The sequence below is a fragment of the Micromonospora sp. NPDC047707 genome, from assembly GCF_040704235.1.
In the GTDB taxonomy this organism is placed as follows: domain Bacteria; phylum Actinomycetota; class Actinomycetes; order Mycobacteriales; family Micromonosporaceae; genus Micromonospora.
The window spans coordinates 148,472-164,236 of record NZ_JBEYSU010000008.1; the positions used below are offsets into that span (position 1 = coordinate 148,472).

General features: G+C 72.0%; 13 protein-coding genes and 1 riboswitch. Of the genes, 4 read left to right on the forward strand and 9 right to left on the reverse strand.

Annotated features, from left to right (window positions below):
- Positions 1 to 30: 30 nt before the first annotated feature.
- The 4 genes from AB0873_RS11930 to AB0873_RS11945 are packed head-to-tail and all read right to left on the reverse strand — an operon-like array spanning position 31 to position 3,630.
- Positions 31 to 1,164, reverse strand: a complete 1,134-nt coding sequence (locus AB0873_RS11930) for a branched-chain amino acid ABC transporter permease (protein WP_366599669.1) — start codon at positions 1,162 to 1,164, stop codon at positions 31 to 33.
- Positions 1,161 to 2,039 carry a branched-chain amino acid ABC transporter permease gene (locus tag AB0873_RS11935; protein WP_366599671.1) on the reverse strand — a complete coding sequence of 293 codons (879 nt, stop codon included), beginning with the start codon at positions 2,037 to 2,039 and terminating at the stop codon, positions 1,161 to 1,163. Before AB0873_RS11935 ends, AB0873_RS11930 begins: the two co-directional genes overlap by 4 nt.
- Positions 2,040 to 2,068: 29 nt before the next feature.
- A complete protein-coding gene (locus tag AB0873_RS11940; RefSeq protein ID WP_366599672.1) occupies positions 2,069 to 2,791 on the reverse strand; it encodes an ABC transporter ATP-binding protein in 723 nt (240 codons plus the stop codon).
- Positions 2,788 to 3,630 (reverse strand): ABC transporter ATP-binding protein, encoded by an 843-nt coding sequence (locus AB0873_RS11945; RefSeq protein ID WP_366599673.1) that lies wholly within the window; start codon positions 3,628 to 3,630, stop codon positions 2,788 to 2,790. Before AB0873_RS11945 ends, AB0873_RS11940 begins: the two co-directional genes overlap by 4 nt.
- Positions 3,631 to 3,777: 147 nt before the next feature.
- Here AB0873_RS11945 and AB0873_RS11950 point away from each other — a divergent pair, with 147 nt between their 5' ends.
- Positions 3,778 to 4,344: a carboxyl transferase domain-containing protein gene (locus AB0873_RS11950; RefSeq protein WP_366599674.1), complete on the forward strand. Its 567-nt coding sequence runs from the start codon at positions 3,778 to 3,780 to the stop codon at positions 4,342 to 4,344.
- A gap of 39 nt (positions 4,345 to 4,383) precedes the next feature.
- Here the strand turns inward: AB0873_RS11950 and AB0873_RS11955 are convergent, their stop codons facing one another.
- The 3 genes from AB0873_RS11955 to AB0873_RS11965 are packed head-to-tail and all read right to left on the reverse strand — an operon-like array spanning position 4,384 to position 8,310.
- On the reverse strand, positions 4,384 to 4,983 hold the full coding sequence (locus AB0873_RS11955) for a TetR/AcrR family transcriptional regulator (protein ID WP_366599675.1): 600 nt from the start codon (positions 4,981 to 4,983) through the stop codon (positions 4,384 to 4,386).
- Positions 4,984 to 5,034: 51 nt separating this feature from the next.
- On the reverse strand, positions 5,035 to 7,293 hold the full coding sequence (locus AB0873_RS11960; RefSeq protein WP_366599676.1) for a molybdopterin-dependent oxidoreductase: 2,259 nt from the start codon (positions 7,291 to 7,293) through the stop codon (positions 5,035 to 5,037).
- A gap of 3 nt (positions 7,294 to 7,296) precedes the next feature.
- Positions 7,297 to 8,310: an NADP-dependent oxidoreductase gene (locus AB0873_RS11965; RefSeq protein WP_366599677.1), complete on the reverse strand. Its 1,014-nt coding sequence runs from the start codon at positions 8,308 to 8,310 to the stop codon at positions 7,297 to 7,299.
- 262 nt (positions 8,311 to 8,572) lie between these two features.
- Between AB0873_RS11965 and AB0873_RS11970 the strand changes: the two genes are divergently transcribed.
- On the forward strand, positions 8,573 to 9,778 hold the full coding sequence (locus AB0873_RS11970; protein ID WP_366599679.1) for a cytochrome P450: 1,206 nt from the start codon (positions 8,573 to 8,575) through the stop codon (positions 9,776 to 9,778).
- Positions 9,779 to 9,780: 2 nt separating this feature from the next.
- Positions 9,781 to 10,731, forward strand: a complete 951-nt coding sequence (locus AB0873_RS11975; RefSeq protein WP_366599755.1) for an alpha/beta fold hydrolase — start codon at positions 9,781 to 9,783, stop codon at positions 10,729 to 10,731.
- 44 nt (positions 10,732 to 10,775) lie between these two features.
- Here AB0873_RS11975 and AB0873_RS11980 read toward each other — a convergent pair whose 3' ends face one another.
- A complete protein-coding gene (locus AB0873_RS11980) occupies positions 10,776 to 12,164 on the reverse strand; it encodes a cellulase family glycosylhydrolase (protein ID WP_366599680.1) in 1,389 nt (462 codons plus the stop codon).
- Between the two features lie 277 nt (positions 12,165 to 12,441).
- Positions 12,442 to 12,885, reverse strand: coding sequence for an OsmC family protein (locus AB0873_RS11985; RefSeq protein ID WP_366599681.1), 444 nt, complete (start codon positions 12,883 to 12,885; stop codon positions 12,442 to 12,444).
- A 117-nt stretch (positions 12,886 to 13,002) separates the two neighbouring features.
- Positions 13,003 to 13,221, forward strand: a riboswitch (cobalamin riboswitch).
- Positions 13,222 to 13,341: 120 nt separating this feature from the next.
- Here AB0873_RS11985 and AB0873_RS11990 point away from each other — a divergent pair.
- On the forward strand, positions 13,342 to 15,735 hold the full coding sequence (locus AB0873_RS11990; protein ID WP_366599682.1) for a ribonucleoside-diphosphate reductase subunit alpha: 2,394 nt from the start codon (positions 13,342 to 13,344) through the stop codon (positions 15,733 to 15,735).
- Positions 15,736 to 15,765 lie beyond the last annotated feature (30 nt).

Sequence of the window (15,765 nt, forward strand, 5' to 3'; positions counted from 1 at the left end):
CGAGGTGGTGGGGTGGGTACGACCGGTGGCTCAGCGGCTCGGGACGCGTCGCCGGAGCCGCGCGACCAGCGAGCGGGCGGCGCCCTGCAGGCCGGCCGGGGCGACGATCATGACGACGATGAGGATCAGCCCGAACACGGCGAGGGCGAGGTTGCCCTCCAATCGCTGGGCGAGGCCCGCGGGCAGGGCGAAGGTCTCGGTGATCCGGCTCGGCAGGTCCTGCAGCGCCACCAGCAGGATCGCGCCCCAGACCGCGCCGGTGAGGCTGCCGAGGCCGCCGATCACGATGGCCATCAGCAGGAACAGCGAGAGGTCCAGCGCGAACTTGCCCGGGGCGACGGTCGCGGTGAGCACGGCGTACACGCCGCCGCCGAGGCCGGCGCAGGCGGCGCTCACCACGAAGGCGAGCACCTGGGTACGGGCGACGTGGACGCCGGCGAGCCGGGCGGCCACCTCGTCGTCGCGGACGGCCCGTAGCGAGCGACCGAAGCGGCTGGCCACCAGGTTCGCCATGAGCAGCATCGTCAGTAACGCGGCGACCAGCGCGATCCAGGCCAGCCAGCGCTCGGGCTGGAAGTACGCGCCGAGGAACGCCGGCGGCGTCTCGGTCGGGAAGCGCAACCCCTGTTCCCCGTTGAAGACCTCGGTGAAGATCGTCGTGACGGCCGGGACCAGCGTCGCGACGGCGAGCGTGACACCGGCCAGGTACGGCCCGCGCAGCCGGGCGGCGGCCAGCCCGATGACGAGTCCCACCACCGCGGTCACCGCGACGGCGAGCAGCAGCGACAGCGGCAGGACCCACCGGCCCTGCACCGCCCGTTCGTCGAAGGCCTGCCGGGTCAGGGCCACGGTGTACGCGCCGGTCGCCATCAGCGCCCCGTGTCCGAGGGAGAGCTGGCCGTTGAGCCCGACCAGCACGGTGTAGCCGGCGGTCACGCAGAGGAACGCGCAGACCCGGGCCACCTGGAGGTTCTGGTACGGCTCGAGCTGGTTGGTCACGAGCACGACGGCGGTGCCGGCGAGCACGGCCAGGGTCAGGTGCCGCAGCAGGGTGGAGCCGCCCGTGACGGGGTTGCCCGGCGGGCCGGGCAGCAACCGGCGCAGCGGCGACGGCCGGGCGGGCCGCGGGTCTGCTGTGGACACGTCGGTCCGGGTGGCGGTCACACGTGTCTCGCTTTCACGCTGGAGAAGAGGCCACCGGGGCGGACCAGGAGGACCGCCAGCAGCAGGACGAGGACGGCCAGCGGTGTGGTGTCGGGGCCGAGGTAGCCGGTGACGTAGGACAGGATCAGGCCGACCAGCAGCCCGCCGACCACGGCTCCGGCGGGACTGTCCAGGCCGCCGACCACGGCGGCGGTGAACGCGACGACGAAGACCAGGTCCATCGCGTGCGGGTGGAGTCCCAGCCCGGTGGGGATGACCAGCATCCCGGCGAGGGCGCCGACCGCGGCGGCCAGGGCCCAGCCCACCGTGAGCATGCGACCGACGTCGACGCCGAGCAGTCGGGACACCTCGGGCGCGAAGGCGGACGCCCGCATCCGCAGGCCGATCGACGTCCGGGTGAACAGCAGCGCGAGCAGCACCACGACCACCATGACCGCGCCGAACACCCACAGGTCGTACGGGGAGACGGCGGCGATCCCGCCGATCGACAGGGCGTCGGTGTCGAACGGTACGGTCGCCGGCCGGTACTCGTTGCCGAAGACCATCCCGAGCACCGCCTGGATCAGCAGCACCAGGCCGAGGGCGACGATGACGTCGCCCAGCGGGTTGGCGTGCCCGACGAAGCGCATCAGCACCCGTTCCACGAGCGCGCCCAGGGCCAGGCCGGCCAGCACGGCCACGCCCAGGCCCAGCCAGTAGGAGCCGGTCGCGGAGGCGACGGCGTAGCCGACGTAGGCCGTCGCGACCGCCATCGCGCCCTGCGCGAAGTTGACCAGGCGTGCCGCCCGCCAGATGAGCACCAGGGCGAGGGCGAACGCCGCGTAGACGGCGCCGGTGGACAGGCCGTCGAAGGTGAGGAACAAGAACCGGTCCAACCGCGGGATCCTTCCTGAGGAGGGGCTTGTCAGAACCCGAGGTACGCGTGGCGGAGCTGCTCGTCGTCCCGCAACTGCGCCGCCCCGGTGGCCATGACCACCCGGCCCAGGGACATGACGACCCCCTGGTCGGCGACGGAGAGGGCGCTGCGCACGTTCTGCTCGACGAGCAGGACGGTCAGCCCGTTGCTGTCGCAGAGCCGGCGCAGCAGCGCCATGATCTGCGCGGTGACCCGGGGGGCGAGCCCGAGCGACGGCTCGTCGAGCAGCAGCAGCTTCGGGCGCCCGACCAGCGCCCGCCCGAGGGCGAGCAGCTGCCGCTCCCCGCCGGAGAGCTGGTGCCCGGCGTGCCGGCGCCGCCGGGCCAGCGGCTCGAACAGCTCGTACACCTCGTCCTGCGCCCGCCGGGCGTCGGCGCGGTCCCGCCGCCACAGCCCACCGAGGCGCAGGTTCTCGTCGACGGTCAGTTCCGCGACGATGCCGCGCCCCTCGGGCACGTGTGCCAGGCCACGCCGCACGAGGCCCTCGACGCGGACGCCGCGCAGGTCGGCGCCGTCGAAGAGGACCCGGCCGCCGGTGGGCCGGAGCAGGCCGGAGAGCGTACGCAGCAGGGTGGTCTTGCCGGCGCCGTTGGCCCCGAGCACGGCGGTGACCGTCCCGGCCGGCACGCTGAGCGTGACCTCCCGCAGTACCGGCACCGGGCCGTAGCCGGCGCTGAGCCCGTCGACCTGGAGGATGGGGTCGGCGCTCACGACCCGGCCCCCCGGCCCGGCGCGGCCCCGGTCACCTCGGTCGGGACGTCGGCGCCGAGGTAGGCCTCGGTCACCGTCGGGTCGTCGCGTACCTGTTCGGGTGGCCCGGCGGCGATGACCCTGCCGAAGTCGAGCACCACGATCTCGTCGCAGACGGACATGACCAGGTCCATGTGGTGCTCGACGAGCATGATCGAGCACGCGCCGGCCACCCGGCCGGGCAGCGCGGTGATGAGCTCACCGAGTTCGGCGATGTCGTCGGCGCCCAGCCCACCGGCCGGTTCGTCGAGCAGGAGCAGGCGGGGTCCGGCGATCAGGGCACGGGCCAGGGCGACGCGTTTGCGCACGGCGTACGGCAGGGTGGCGGGGGCCGCGGCGGCGTGCCGCGCGACGCCCAGCTCGGTCAGCAGGTCCAGGGCCCGTTCCCGCAGCCGCCGTTCGTCGCGGTCACTTCTCGGAAGGCCGAACAGGGCCGCGGCGAAACCGGCGCGGGCGGCGTGGCTCGCGCCGGCCATCACGTTCTCCAGGACGGTGAGGCCCGGGAACAGGCCGACGCCCTGGAGCGTGCGGGCGATGCCGAGACGGGTCAACCCGTGCGGGCGCGGCCGGAACGGTCGGCCGTCGAGGGTGAGCGATCCGCTGGTCGGCGCGACGAAGCCGCAGACCACGTTGAACAACGTCGTCTTTCCGGCTCCGTTGGGTCCGATGACGCCGACGATCCGGCCGGCGGGTATCCGCAGAGAGACGTCGTCGAGTGCGACGACCCCGCCGAAGCGGACGCCGACGCGGTGCAGCGCCAGGTCGATGCCAGCGGGGGTGCCGGATGGTGGGTGGCTCATCGTCACCTCGGGCTTTCCACGTTCGCTCGGTCACGTTCGCCGGACGCCGTACCGACCAGTCGGTATGTTCTGCGTCCGGCGACGGTAGCGAGCCGCCGGCATGTGCGTCAATGGGTAGACAGGTGGGACCTCGAACGGACGCCCGAGGTGTGGAGTACCTGCATCCACCGGGGCTCCCGCGACAGCGCGGCGGACGACGCCGACGCCGTACGCCTGGCCCGGCTGGTGCTGGGCTACGCGGACGGGCGACCGGCGCACGGGAGCCACGAGGACCAGCGCCGGCCGCGCCGCGCCATGCCGGAGAACCGGCGCCGGGCCTACGACGTACGCGACGTCATGCGGCTGCTGTTCGACGTGGATTCGGTTCTCGAACTCCGGGAGCGGCACGGCCGGTCCCTGGTGACCGCGTCCGCCCGCCTCGGCGGGCGTCCGGTCGGCGCGATCGCCAACAACCCGCTGCACCGTGCCGGCGCGATCGACGCCACCGCCGCCGGCAAGGCGTCCCGCTTCCTGCGGAGGGGGCGGTCCGGCTCGCGCACCGCCGGGAACTGGCGGCCATCACCGACGACGCCGAGCGCCGGCGCCGCTACGACGAACTGGTGGCGCTCGCCTACGCCCGCGGCAAGGCGCTCTCCGCCGCCGCGAGCCCTCGAACTCGACGACGTGGTCGACCCCGCGGACACCCGGTCGAGGCTCCTCGCCGCGCTCTTCTGACCGGCGGTGACGCCGCCGGCTGTCACCTGGCGACCACGGTCAGCGGGCTGCCTCGGGCCGCAGTGAGGCCAGGAGCAGATCGGCGAAGTGGTCGCCGACCTGCTCCGCGGTGAGCCGGCCGCCGCTGCGGAACCACGCGCCGAGATGGTGCACCGCGCCGAAGAAGTAGTCGACCACCAGGTCGGCCGGCACGTCGGCACGGAAGGTTCCGGCGCGCTGCCCCTCCTCGACCAGCGAGCGGAAGCGCTCGTGGTACTCGCGGCGGGCCGCCCGCACCGCGCGCCGGCGGTCGGCGGACAGCAGGTGCATCGACTGCAGGAAGATGGTGGCGTCGTCGAGGTTGGCGATCGCGGTGACGACCACGTCGGCGGCGGCGGCGTGCAGGCGCTCCGCCACCGGCTGCGGGCCGGCCATGATGGTCTCCAGGCGCTCGCGCTGCATACGCAGCAGCCGCTGGTAGATCTCCTGGAGCAGGTCGTCCTTGGCGGCGAAGTAGTGGTACATCGCGCCCTTGGTGACTCCGGCCGCCTCGACGATCTCCTGCACCGAGGTCTTCTCGAAGCCTTTCTCCGCGAACAGCCGGGTCGCGACCGCCAGCAGCCGCTGGGGCAGTGCCTCGCCGCCGACCGTACGCCCCACGTCGCCTTCCCTTCCGGGCCGCCGGCCCCCCGGTGGGCCAGCGTACGCGGCTCAGGCGGGCTCGACACGCACCGGGATGCCGTTGAGCACGACGTTGCCCGACAGCGGATCGACGGCCGCCTCGTCGGTGAGTACGTTGCTGTTGACGCCGGCGTGGGCGCGGGCCACCGACTGGCGCGTGCCCGGGAGGTCGTGTCCCCAGCCGTGCGGCATGCTGACCACGCCGGGCATCGTGTCGGCGGTCAGCTCGACGGGCACGACGACCGACCCGACCCGGGAGGAGACCCGCGCGGCGTCCCCGGCGTCGAGCCCGAGTCGGGTCGCGTCCTCCGGGTGCACCTGCAGCGTGCAGCGGTCGCGCCCCTTCACCAGCGCGGGCACGTTGTGCATCCAGCTGTTGTTCGACCGCAGGTGCCGGCGCCCGACGAGGACGAATCCGTCCGGTGGCGCGTCGCGCGCCGCACGGAGCCGGGCCACGTCGGCGGCGATCGGCGACGGGCAGAGCTCGACGGTCCCACTCGCCGTGCGCAGCACCTCCGGCAACCGCGGTCGCAGCGGCCCGAGGTCGACGCCGTGCGGGTGGTCGAGGAGCCGGGCCAGGGACAGGCCGTCCGGTCGCGCTCCGAACTGGTCGCCGTAGGCGCCGAGCCGCAGCCGCGCGTCGAGCAGGCGCTCGGCCGGCCGGTCCCCGGTGACCAGGGCACGCAGCTGGGCCGCCGGCCGGCCCGACGTCTCGGCCGCGTCGGCGAGCGTCTGGCCGAGCAGGTGCTCGTGCAGCTCCGCCGGGTCGGCGTCGGCGCCCCGGCCGGCGGCGATCAGGGTGAGCCGGGCGAGGATGTCGCACTCGTCGAGGCTGTCCGCTTCCGGCGGCAGGGCGGGGGGCGAGTAGCTGGCGACGTTGCGGACGGCCAGGGTGAGGAACGCGAAGTCGTAGTGGCCGGTGCGGGCGGCATCGGGCGGCGGCAGGACCACGTCGGCGTGCCGGGTGGTCTCGTTCAGGTACGGGTCGACGCTGACCATGAAGTCGAGCGAGGCGAGGGCGCGGTCCAGCCTCCGGCTGTTGGCGGTGGAGAGAACGGGGTTACCGGCGATGGTGATGAGCGCCCGGACCTGGCCTTCCCCCGGTGTCTCGATCTCGTCGGCGAGCGTGGCGACGGGGAGTTCGCCCTTGACCTCCGGCAGGCGGCGTACCCGGCTGGTCCAGCGTCCGGTGCGGAAGCCCCGGCCGGGCCCGGCGGCGCGGGGGCGCTGGTGGGCGGCGAGGGGGAACATCGCCCCGCCCGGCCGGTCCAGGTTGCCGGTGAGCACGTTGACCACGTCGACCAGCCAGCTGGTCAACGTGCCGAACGCGACGGTGCAGGTGCCGATGCGGCCGTAGACGGCCGCCGCGGGAGCGGCGGCGAGCTCGCGGGCGAGCTGGCGGATGCGCGGCGCGGGCACCGCGCACCGGTCGGCCACCCGTTCGGCCGCGAACGCCCCGGCCAGGTCCCGGACGGCGTCGACGCCGGTCACGTGCTCCGCCAGCCGCCCCAACCGTACGAGGTCCTCGTCGAAGAGGGTGTGCACGACGGCGAAGAGCAGCAGCGCGTCCGTGCCGGGCCGGATGGGCAGGTGCTCGTCGGCGGCGGCGGCCGTGCGGGTGCGCCGGGGGTCGACGACGAGGAACCGGCCGCCGCGGGCCTGCAGCGCCCTGAGCCGGCCGGGGAAGTCGGGGGCGGTGCAGAGGCTGCCGTTGGACTCGAAGGGATTGGCGCCGAGCAGCACGAGCAGGTCGGTGCGGTCGAGGTCGGGCACCGGGATGGCGTTCGGGTCGCCGTAGAGATAGCCCGAGGAGACGTGCTTGGGCATCTGGTCGACGGTGCTGGCGGAGTAGACGTTGCGGGTGCCGAGGGCCCGTACGAGGGGACCGACATGCAGCCCGCCGGCCATGGTGTGCACGTTGGGGTTGCCGAGGTAGACGGCGACGGCGTCCCGGCCGCCCGACCGGGCGGCGGCGAGTCCGGCCGCGACGGCGGCGAACGCCTGCTCCCAGCCGACCTCGCGCAGCGTGCCGTCGACGCGCAGCAGCGGCCGGCGCAGGCGGTCCGGGTCGGCGAGGAGCTGCGGGAACGCGGCTCCCTTCGGGCAGACGAAGCCGTGGCTGAACACGTGGTCGTGGTCGCCCCGCGCGTGGGTGACCCGATCGCCGGTGATGGTAAGGGCCAGGCCGCAGGTGGCCTCGCAGAGCGGACAGGTGCGGTACGCGGTGCGCGTCGCGGTCGTCTCCGCCATCGCGGGCCCCTTCCGGTCGGTCGGTTCGACGGCTGGCATCCCCTACTCCTCCGCGACCTGGAGCACCAGCTTGCCGAGGTTCTCACCGCGGAACAGCCGGAGCAACGTCTCGGGAAACGCGGTCACCCCACCGGAAACAACGTCCTCCATCGAGCGCAGTTGGCCGGCCGCCAACCACTCGGCCAGCTTCGCGACGGCCTCGGAGTACCGGTCGGCGTAGTCGAAGACGACCATTCCCGTCATGGAGGCGCGGTTCACGAGCAGCGACAGGTAGTTGCTCGGTCCCTTGACCGGCTCGGTGTTGTTGTACTGGGAGATGGCGCCGCAGATGACGATGCGGGCACCTCGAGCCAGCCGGGTCAGCACCGCGTCGAGGATGTCGCCGCCGACGTTGTCGAAGAACACGTCCACCCCGTCCGGGGCGTGCTTGCGTAGCGCCTTCTGCACATCCTCGGACCGGTAGTCGATCGCCGCGTCGAACCCGAACTCGTCGACCACCAGTCGGCACTTCTGCTCGCCGCCGGCGATGCCGATGACCCGGCAGCCCAGGAGCTTGGCGATCTGGCCGACCACACTGCCGACCGCGCCGGCCGCCGCGGAGACCACGACGGTCTGCCCGGGCTGCGGGCGGCCGACGTCGAGCAGGCCGAAGTAGGCCGTGATACCGGTCATGCCGAGGGTGCCGAGATAGACCGGAAGCGGTGCGAGCGCGGGGTCCACGATGGTGACGTCGCGCCCGTCCGACACGCAGTACTCCTGGACGCCGAAGGCGCCGGACACGTGGTCGCCGACCGCGAAGCCGGGGTGCCGCGAGGAGACGACCCGGCCCACCGCGCCGGCGCGCATCACCTCGCCGATCTCGACCGGCCGGATGTACGACCTGGCCGCGTTCATCCAGCCCCGCATCGCCGGATCGAGCGAGAGGTACCGCACCTGCACGAGGAACTCACCCTCGCCCGGCTCCCCGACCGGCACCTCGGTCAGCTTCCAGTCGGTCGGCCGGGGCAGCCCGACGGGACGCGCAGCCAGGAGCAGTTGACGGTTGATGCGCTTCATCTCGGCGGTCCCTCGATTCTCGCGGCTGACGGATGGCTGAACGTGCACGGCGACAGGCTCGGGCCGCAGCTCGACACGGCCACCACCGGCTGGGCGTACCGACCGGTCGGTTTGTAGTCAAGCTACGTTCACGCCGCAACGGAAGCAACTGCGTGACACATCGTGAAATGTTGATTACAAGGGGTGTCGCCTGCCGAGGGCGGGTGGCTACGGTGGCCGCGGCATCGGTTCATGCGCCTAGATCAATCGATCAGGAGTGACGATGACGACGACCCCCGCAGTGGATCTTCCGTTCCTCGACATCACCGCGCCGGGCTTCCGGTTCGACTCCCCCGCGGTCGCCGCGGCACGTCAGGCCAGCTGGTGTGCTACGACGCCGATGGGACTCATCGTGCTGCGCCACGCCGAGATGCATCAACTGCTCCGCGACCCGCGGCTGGCGCAGAGCGGCGAGCGCTACCTGGAGCTGATGGGCATCTCCGACGGACCACTGCACGACTGGTTCGTACCGATGATCCTGCACCAGCGCGGCGCCGACCATCTACGCCTGCGGCGCCTGGTCAGCAAGGCGTTCTCGCCCCGGATGATCGACGGCCTGCGGCCGTTCATGCGGGACACCGCCACGAGGCTGACCGCGGCGATCGCCGAGCGGGGCGAGTGCGAGTTCATGGCCGACTTCGCCGACCCGATGCCGGTGCGGGTGATGTGCGCGCTGCTCGGTGTCCCAGCAACCGACTACGGGTTGTTCCGCCGCTGGTCGACAGAGGTCGGACTGGTCTACAGCTTCACCCTGCCGCAGCTGCGTACGCGGGTGGAGGAGGCCGTCGTGGGGCTGCGGGCGTACGTCGACTCACTGATCGAACAGCGCCGCGCGGAGCCGCGGGACGACCTCCTGTCGGCGCTCATCGCCGCCGAGGAGAGCGGGGACCGGCTCAGCACCGAAGAACTGCGCAACCTCGCCCTGACCCTCGTGTTCGCCGCGCACGACACGACCCGCAACCAACTCGGTCAGGCGCTGGCGACGTTCAGCGAGTATCCCGACCAGTGGCGGCTGCTCGCGAAGCGTCCGGAGTTCGCGCCACAGGCCGTGGAGGAGGTGATGCGGTGGGCGCCGGCGGTACCGACGATCTTCCGGTTCCCCGTCGAGGACCTCGACCTGCACGGTGTCCACGTCCCGGCGGGCACCTTCCTGCTGCTCGGCACGCACGCCGCCAGCCGCGACCCGCGCGTTGTCGGCGACAGCGACCGTTTCGACATCACGATCCACCGGCCGGTACCCCACCTGACCTTCGGCGGTGGACCGCACTACTGCATCGGCGCGCCGGCCGCCCGCGTCGAACTGGCCGAGTCGCTGATCGCCCTCAGCAGCCACCTGCCGCCGCCGTCGATTGCCGGCCCCGTGACCTGGCGACCGCCCACCGCGATCCACGGACCGGAGAGCCTGCCGCTCCGGTTCGGGCGGCGTTGAGCGTGCGCCGCGCCCGGATCCCCGGCGGCACGGCCGTCGCGCTGCTCGGCGCCGCGACCATCGCGGCGGCGCGGGCGGCGGTCGCCAGGATCGAACGCAACCCCGACCCCTTCCCGTACGACCGGCTCGCCCGGGAGCCGCAGGGCGAGGAGGTGCTCGTTCCGCGTCCGGACGGAACGGTGCTGCGCGCGATCGTCGCCGGAGACGGCCCGCCGGTCGTGCTCGCGCACGGATACGGGGTCTCGCTGCTGGAGTGGAACGTGGTGTGGGACAGCCTGCTCGCCCGCGGTCACCGGGTCATCGCCTTCGACCAGCGCGGCCACGAACGTTCGACGCTCGGCTCCGACGGTGTCGGCTCGGAACCCATGGCGGCCGACTACGCCGCCGTCCTGGATCGCTTCGACGTGCGTGACGGCGTACTGGTCGGCCACTCCATGGGCGGGTTCGTCGCCATCCGTGCCGTGCTCGACCACCCCGAACTGGCCGCGCGGCTGCGCGGCCTGGTGCTCTTCGCCACCTGGGCGGGCCGCATCCTCGACCGGGCACCACAGAACCGGCTGCAGATCCCGCTGCTGGAGACCGGTGTCCTGCAGCGGATCGCGCGTACCCGTACCGGGGGTGTGCTGTTCGGAGCCGCGCAGTGCGGCACCCGGCCGTCACCGGCCATGATCTCCGTGTTCCGCGAGGTCTTCGTCCGGCAGAACCACCAGCCGCTCATCCCGATCGTGCGGGCCTTCAGCCGGGAGGACCACTATCCCCGGCTGGGCGAGATCACCGTACCGACCGTCGTCGTGGTGGGCTCGGCGGACCGATCGACGCCCCCGAGCCACTCGCACCGGCTCGCCGCCGGGGTGCCCGGAGCGCGGCTGGTGACCGTGCCCGACGCCGGACACATGCTGAACTGGGAGGCACCGGACGTTCTCGTGGAGACCATCGCGTCACTTCAGCCGTGACACCCGCACGGCCGAGCGGTCGACGACCGAGGGTGCCGGGACGGTCAGAAGTCGTCCGGCGTGCGCATCCGCTCGCGCACCCAACTGCCGGCCGGCTTGAGCCGGCCCGTACCGCTGAACTGCCCGCTACCGCACGTGCCGCCGGTGAAGACCGCGCCGGAGCGGAAGTCGTCGGAGTAGTTCCAGTTCACCCAACTGATCTTCCTGCTCGCCAGCAGGTCGAGGTAGCGCTGGGTCGTCGTGAAGTTGTTCGGACCGTCGCCGGAGGCCTCCTGGCTGCCGAACTCGGTCACGAAGATCGGGAGCCGGTCCGCCGCGCGCGCCAACGTGTCGTAGTACCGGTCGCCGTGCGAGGCGGCGTAGAAGTGGAAGACGTACATGATGTTGGTCGCGGCCACCGGGTTGGCGGCGATGGTGTCGACGCCACCACCGGTCCCGGAGACACCGAGCGACGACCAGTCGGGGGTTCCGACGAGCACCACGGCCTCCGGATCCCGCTGGCGGATGACGGGGACGACCTGGTCGGCGTAGCTCTTGACGGCGCTCCAGCTGACGCCGTTCGGCTCGTTGGCGATCTCGTAGAGGACGTTCGTCTTGTCGCGGTGGCGGTCGGCGATCTCGGCGAAGAAGGTACGGGCCCGGGACAGGTTGTGGTTCGGGTCCCCCGGGGTGAGCATGTGCCAGTCGACGATCGCGTAGAGGCCGCGGGCGGTGGCCAGCTCGATGTAGTGATGGACCAGGTCGGTGAAGCGGCGCGGATCGGTCTCGTAGCCGCCCTCCTGGACGTACATCGAGATCCGCAGGACGTCCGCCCGCCACTCCTGCGCGAGGACGTCGAGGGAGGCGGGGGTGACGCAGTTGGCGTACCACTGGAGGCCGTGGGTGCTCATCCCCCGCAGTTGGATCGGCTTGCCGGTCCGGTTGCACAGATGCCGTCCGCAGACCTGGAGCTGTCCGTTCGCCGCCACCGGCGTGCCGGCGGGAGGCGCGGTGGTCGGTGGAGGCGGTGGTGGGCTGGTCGTCGGCGGTGGGGTCGCGTCACACGGCTGACCGTTGAGCCGGCAACCGGTGGGGCTGCCGGACCCGTTGCCGAGAAGGCCGAACGTCACCGAGGTGCCGGGAGTGAGCGTGCCGTTCCAGGACCGGTTGGTGAAGCTGTAGTGCTGCCCGTCCCGGGTCATCAACGCGTCCCAGTACGAGCCCACGCTGGTACCCGCCGGCAGGTCGAACTCGACGCGCCAGGAGTCGAGGGTGCTGCCGCCCCGGTTGGTGATGGTGTACCGGCCCTCCCAACCAGATCCCCAGTCGGAGGTCTTGACGAAGGTCGCGGTCGGTGTGGCCGCCGCGGCCGCGGTGGCGCCGACGGCCACGGGGACCGCCGCCATGACCGCGACGACGCCCGCCAGGACGAGATTCCTGACGTTCAGCTTCACAGGTCCTCCGGTGGAGACGTCGCCCGAACAGCTCGCGCGGTCGACGCCGGGACGGCGCCTCGGCCTACCGCAATCGAACTATAAACATACTTAAATGTTCTGGCAACGGGCGGTTGAGGTCGCCCTCGTCCACCGGCGGTCCGTGATGGCGGGCGAGCGCCAGCAGGGCCACGCGCAACTGCGGTAAGGAACGCGGAGAGCCGCTCCCCCCACCGTGTCACCGGCCGGTGTCCCGGGGGAGCAACCACGAGCCGCGATGTCCCGGGCGGCCGTAGCGTCAGTTCCCGGCTCGGCCGGAAGCGTCGACGGTCGACACGGGGGTGCCGAGTTCGACGGTACGGGAGACGGTGCAGAGCCGGTCGTGCGACTGCTGCAGCGACCGGGGCAGCGCCGCACGCGCCTTGTCGCCGTCTTCGTCCATCGGGAATTCCACGGTGAACTCGACCGTGAGGTTCCGCATCCGGTTCCCTCCGGTCTCGTCCCGGACCTTGTCGCCGCTGACCTTGACGGTGAACCGGGTCGGCTCGGCGCGGCGGCTGGTGATGTGGTCCACGTCGATCGCGGTGCAACCGCCGATGGCCGCCAGAAGCAGCTCCACCGGTGTGAAGCTGGCGTCCTCACCCGCGCCCATCGGCAGCGATCCGCCGCGGACGTTCCGCGCGACGTACCGCCCGACGCTGGTGCGCTCGATCTCGACGGAGCGGAAGGTGTCCTCACTCATGACCGGGACGCTACCCAACCGGGCCGGTGGCCGCCGGGAGAGGTGGATGATCGGGTGAGACGAAGCTGACACGCCGACGCGACATCTAGTGTTGCTTGCTCGACGGTGTCGGCATATATGGTGTTCCCCGCAGCTGGTTCGGCCGTTCCCGCAGGGGCGGTCGAGGCAAGAGGGAACCCGGTGCGAGTCCGGGGCTGCCCCGCAGCGGTGAGTGGGAACGACCGCCGTCATCGAGCACTGGGCCTGATCGGGCCTGGGAAGCGACGGCCAGTAGGCGACCGGCGACCCCGGTCAGGCCCGCGAGTCCGAAGACCTGCCAGCGCGCCGTGCGCCTGTGCGCGCGGCGGTCGGAGGTCGCGCGGGACGACCGACGCCAGCAGCCGGGCCTGCCGTCCGTCGGGTCCGTTGGCGTTCTCCCGCGTCCGAGGGCCATCGGAGACAGCGCGAGGAGAGGTCATGACGGTCGTACAGGAGAGGCTCGCGTCCGGCGCGGGCGCACCGGAGCCGCGCCGGCAGGTGATGCAGGTCCGCAAACGCAACGGCGACGCCGAGCCGGTGGACGTCAACAAGATCGTCAAGGCGGTCGAGCGGTGGGTGGCCGACCTGGACGAGGTGGACCCGTTGCGGGTCGCCACGAAGACGATCAGTGGTCTCTACGACGGGGCGACGACCGCGGAGCTGGACAAGTTGTCGATCCAGACGGCGGCGGAGCTGATCGGCGAGGAGCCGCAGTACTCGAAACTGGCGGCGCGATTGCTGGCCGCGTACGTGGACAAGGAGGTCCGCGGGCAGGGTGTGGCGAGCTTCAGCCAGTCCATCCGGTACGCCCACGGGCTGGGCCTGATCGGTGACGACACCGCCGCGTTCGTGGCCCGCAACGCCCGCAAGCTCGACGACGCCGTGGACCCTGTCGGTGACCTGCGGTTCGAGTACTTCGGGCTGCGCACGGTCGCCGACCGCTACCTGCTGCGCCACCCCGAGTCGCGGCTGGTGGTGGAGACGCCGCAGTACTGGCTGCTACGGGTGGCCTGCGGGCTGTCCGGGACGCCGGGCGAGGCGATCCGCTTCTACCGGCTGATGTCGTCGCTGGCGTACCTGCCGAGTTCACCCACGTTGTTCAACTCGGGCACCCGGCACACGCAGATGTCGTCCTGCTTCCTGGTCGACTCGCCACGGGACGAGCTGGACTCGATCTACGAGCGGTACCACCAGGTGGCGAAGCTGTCGAAGTTCTCCGGCGGCATCGGCATCGCCTGGTCGCGGGTACGCGGCCGGGGCGCGCTGATCCGCGGCACGAACGGCAGGTCGAACGGCATCGTGCCGTTCCTCAAGACCCTCGACGCCGGCGTCGCGGCGGTCAACCAGGGCGGCCGTCGCAAGGGGGCGGCCTGCGTCTACCTGGAGCCGTGGCACCCGGACATCGAGGAGTTCCTGGAGCTGCGGGACAACACCGGGGAGGAGTCCCGGCGTACGCACAACCTGAACCTCGCCAACTGGATCCCGGACGAGTTCATGCGCCGGGTGGAGGCGGACGGCGACTGGTCGCTGATCGACCCCTCCGACGCGCCGGAGCTGCCCGACCTGTACGGCGAGGAGTTCGACGCCGCCTACCGGATCGCCGAGAAGAAGGCGGTCCGGACGGTCAAGGCCCGGGACCTGTACGGGCGGATGATGCGGACGCTGGCGCAGACCGGCAACGGGTGGATGACGTTCAAGGACCCGTCGAACCGGCTGTCCAACCAGACCGGCGTGCCGGGCAACACGATCCACCTGTCCAACCTGTGCACCGAGATCCTCGAGGTGAACAGCGACACCGAGACCGCGGTGTGCAACCTCGGCTCGGTCAACCTCGGCGCGCACGTCACCGGGGACGGGGTCGACTGGGAGAAGCTGCGCTCGACCGTACGCACCGCGGTGGTCTTCCTCGACCGGGTGATCGACATCAACTACTACCCGGCCGACCAGGCCGCGGCATCGAACCCGCGCTGGCGGCCGGTCGGGCTCGGCCTGATGGGCCTGCAGGACGCGTTGTTCACCCTGCGCCTGCCGTTCGACTCGGCCGAGGCGAAGGAGCTGTCCACCCGGGTACAGGAGGAGATCTTCCTGACCGCCCTGGAGACGTCGGCCGGCCTGGCGGAGCGGTTCGGCCCGCATCCCGCGTACGCCGAGACCCGCGCCGCCCGCGGTGAGCTGCACCCTGACCTGTGGGGTGTCGAACCCGCCCAGACCGAGCGGTGGGCGGCGCTGCGTTCGGCGATCGCCGCGCACGGCCTGCGCAACTCGCTGCTGGTCGCGATCGCGCCGACCGCCACGATCGCCTCGATCGCCGGCTGCTACGAGTGCATCGAGCCGCAGGTGTCCAACCTGTTCAAACGCGAGACCATGTCCGGCGAGTTCCTCCAGGTCAACACGTACCTGGTCCGCGAGCTGAAGGCACGGGGACGGTGGACGCCGGAGATCCGCGACCAGATCAAGCGCGCCGAGGGATCGGTGCAGGGGATCACCGACCTGCCCACCGACGTGCGGAAACTGTTCCGCACCGCCTGGGAACTCCCCCAGCGGGCACTCATCGACCTCGCCGCCGCCCGCGCACCGTACGTCGACCAGTCGCAGTCGCTGAACCTGTTCATGGGGGCGCCGACCATCGGCAAGCTGTCGTCGATGTACCTGTACGCCTGGAAGTCCGGGCTGAAGACCACCTACTACCTGCGTTCGCGTCCCGCGACGCGGATCCAGCAGGCCACCGTCGCCGTCGCGCCCACGGCGGTCGCGCCTCCGGTCGTCGCCGCCGACGCCGAGGCGCTGGCCTGCTCCCTGGAGAACCCCGAGAGCTGCGAGGCCTGCCAGTGACCACGACGTCCGAACCCCGTACCGGCACCC

Coding starts and splice junctions, on each gene's coding strand:
- AB0873_RS11945 (WP_366599673.1), bottom strand. CDS start 3,630: ATGAGCCACCCACCATCCGGCACCCCCGCTGGCATCGACCTGGCGCTG.
- AB0873_RS11970 (WP_366599679.1), top strand. CDS start 8,573: ATGACGACGACCCCCGCAGTGGATCTTCCGTTCCTCGACATCACCGCG.
- AB0873_RS11990 (WP_366599682.1), top strand. CDS start 13,342: ATGACGGTCGTACAGGAGAGGCTCGCGTCCGGCGCGGGCGCACCGGAG.
- AB0873_RS11965 (WP_366599677.1), bottom strand. CDS start 8,310: ATGAAGCGCATCAACCGTCAACTGCTCCTGGCTGCGCGTCCCGTCGGG.
- AB0873_RS11985 (WP_366599681.1), bottom strand. CDS start 12,885: ATGAGTGAGGACACCTTCCGCTCCGTCGAGATCGAGCGCACCAGCGTC.
- AB0873_RS11960 (WP_366599676.1), bottom strand. CDS start 7,293: ATGCCAGCCGTCGAACCGACCGACCGGAAGGGGCCCGCGATGGCGGAG.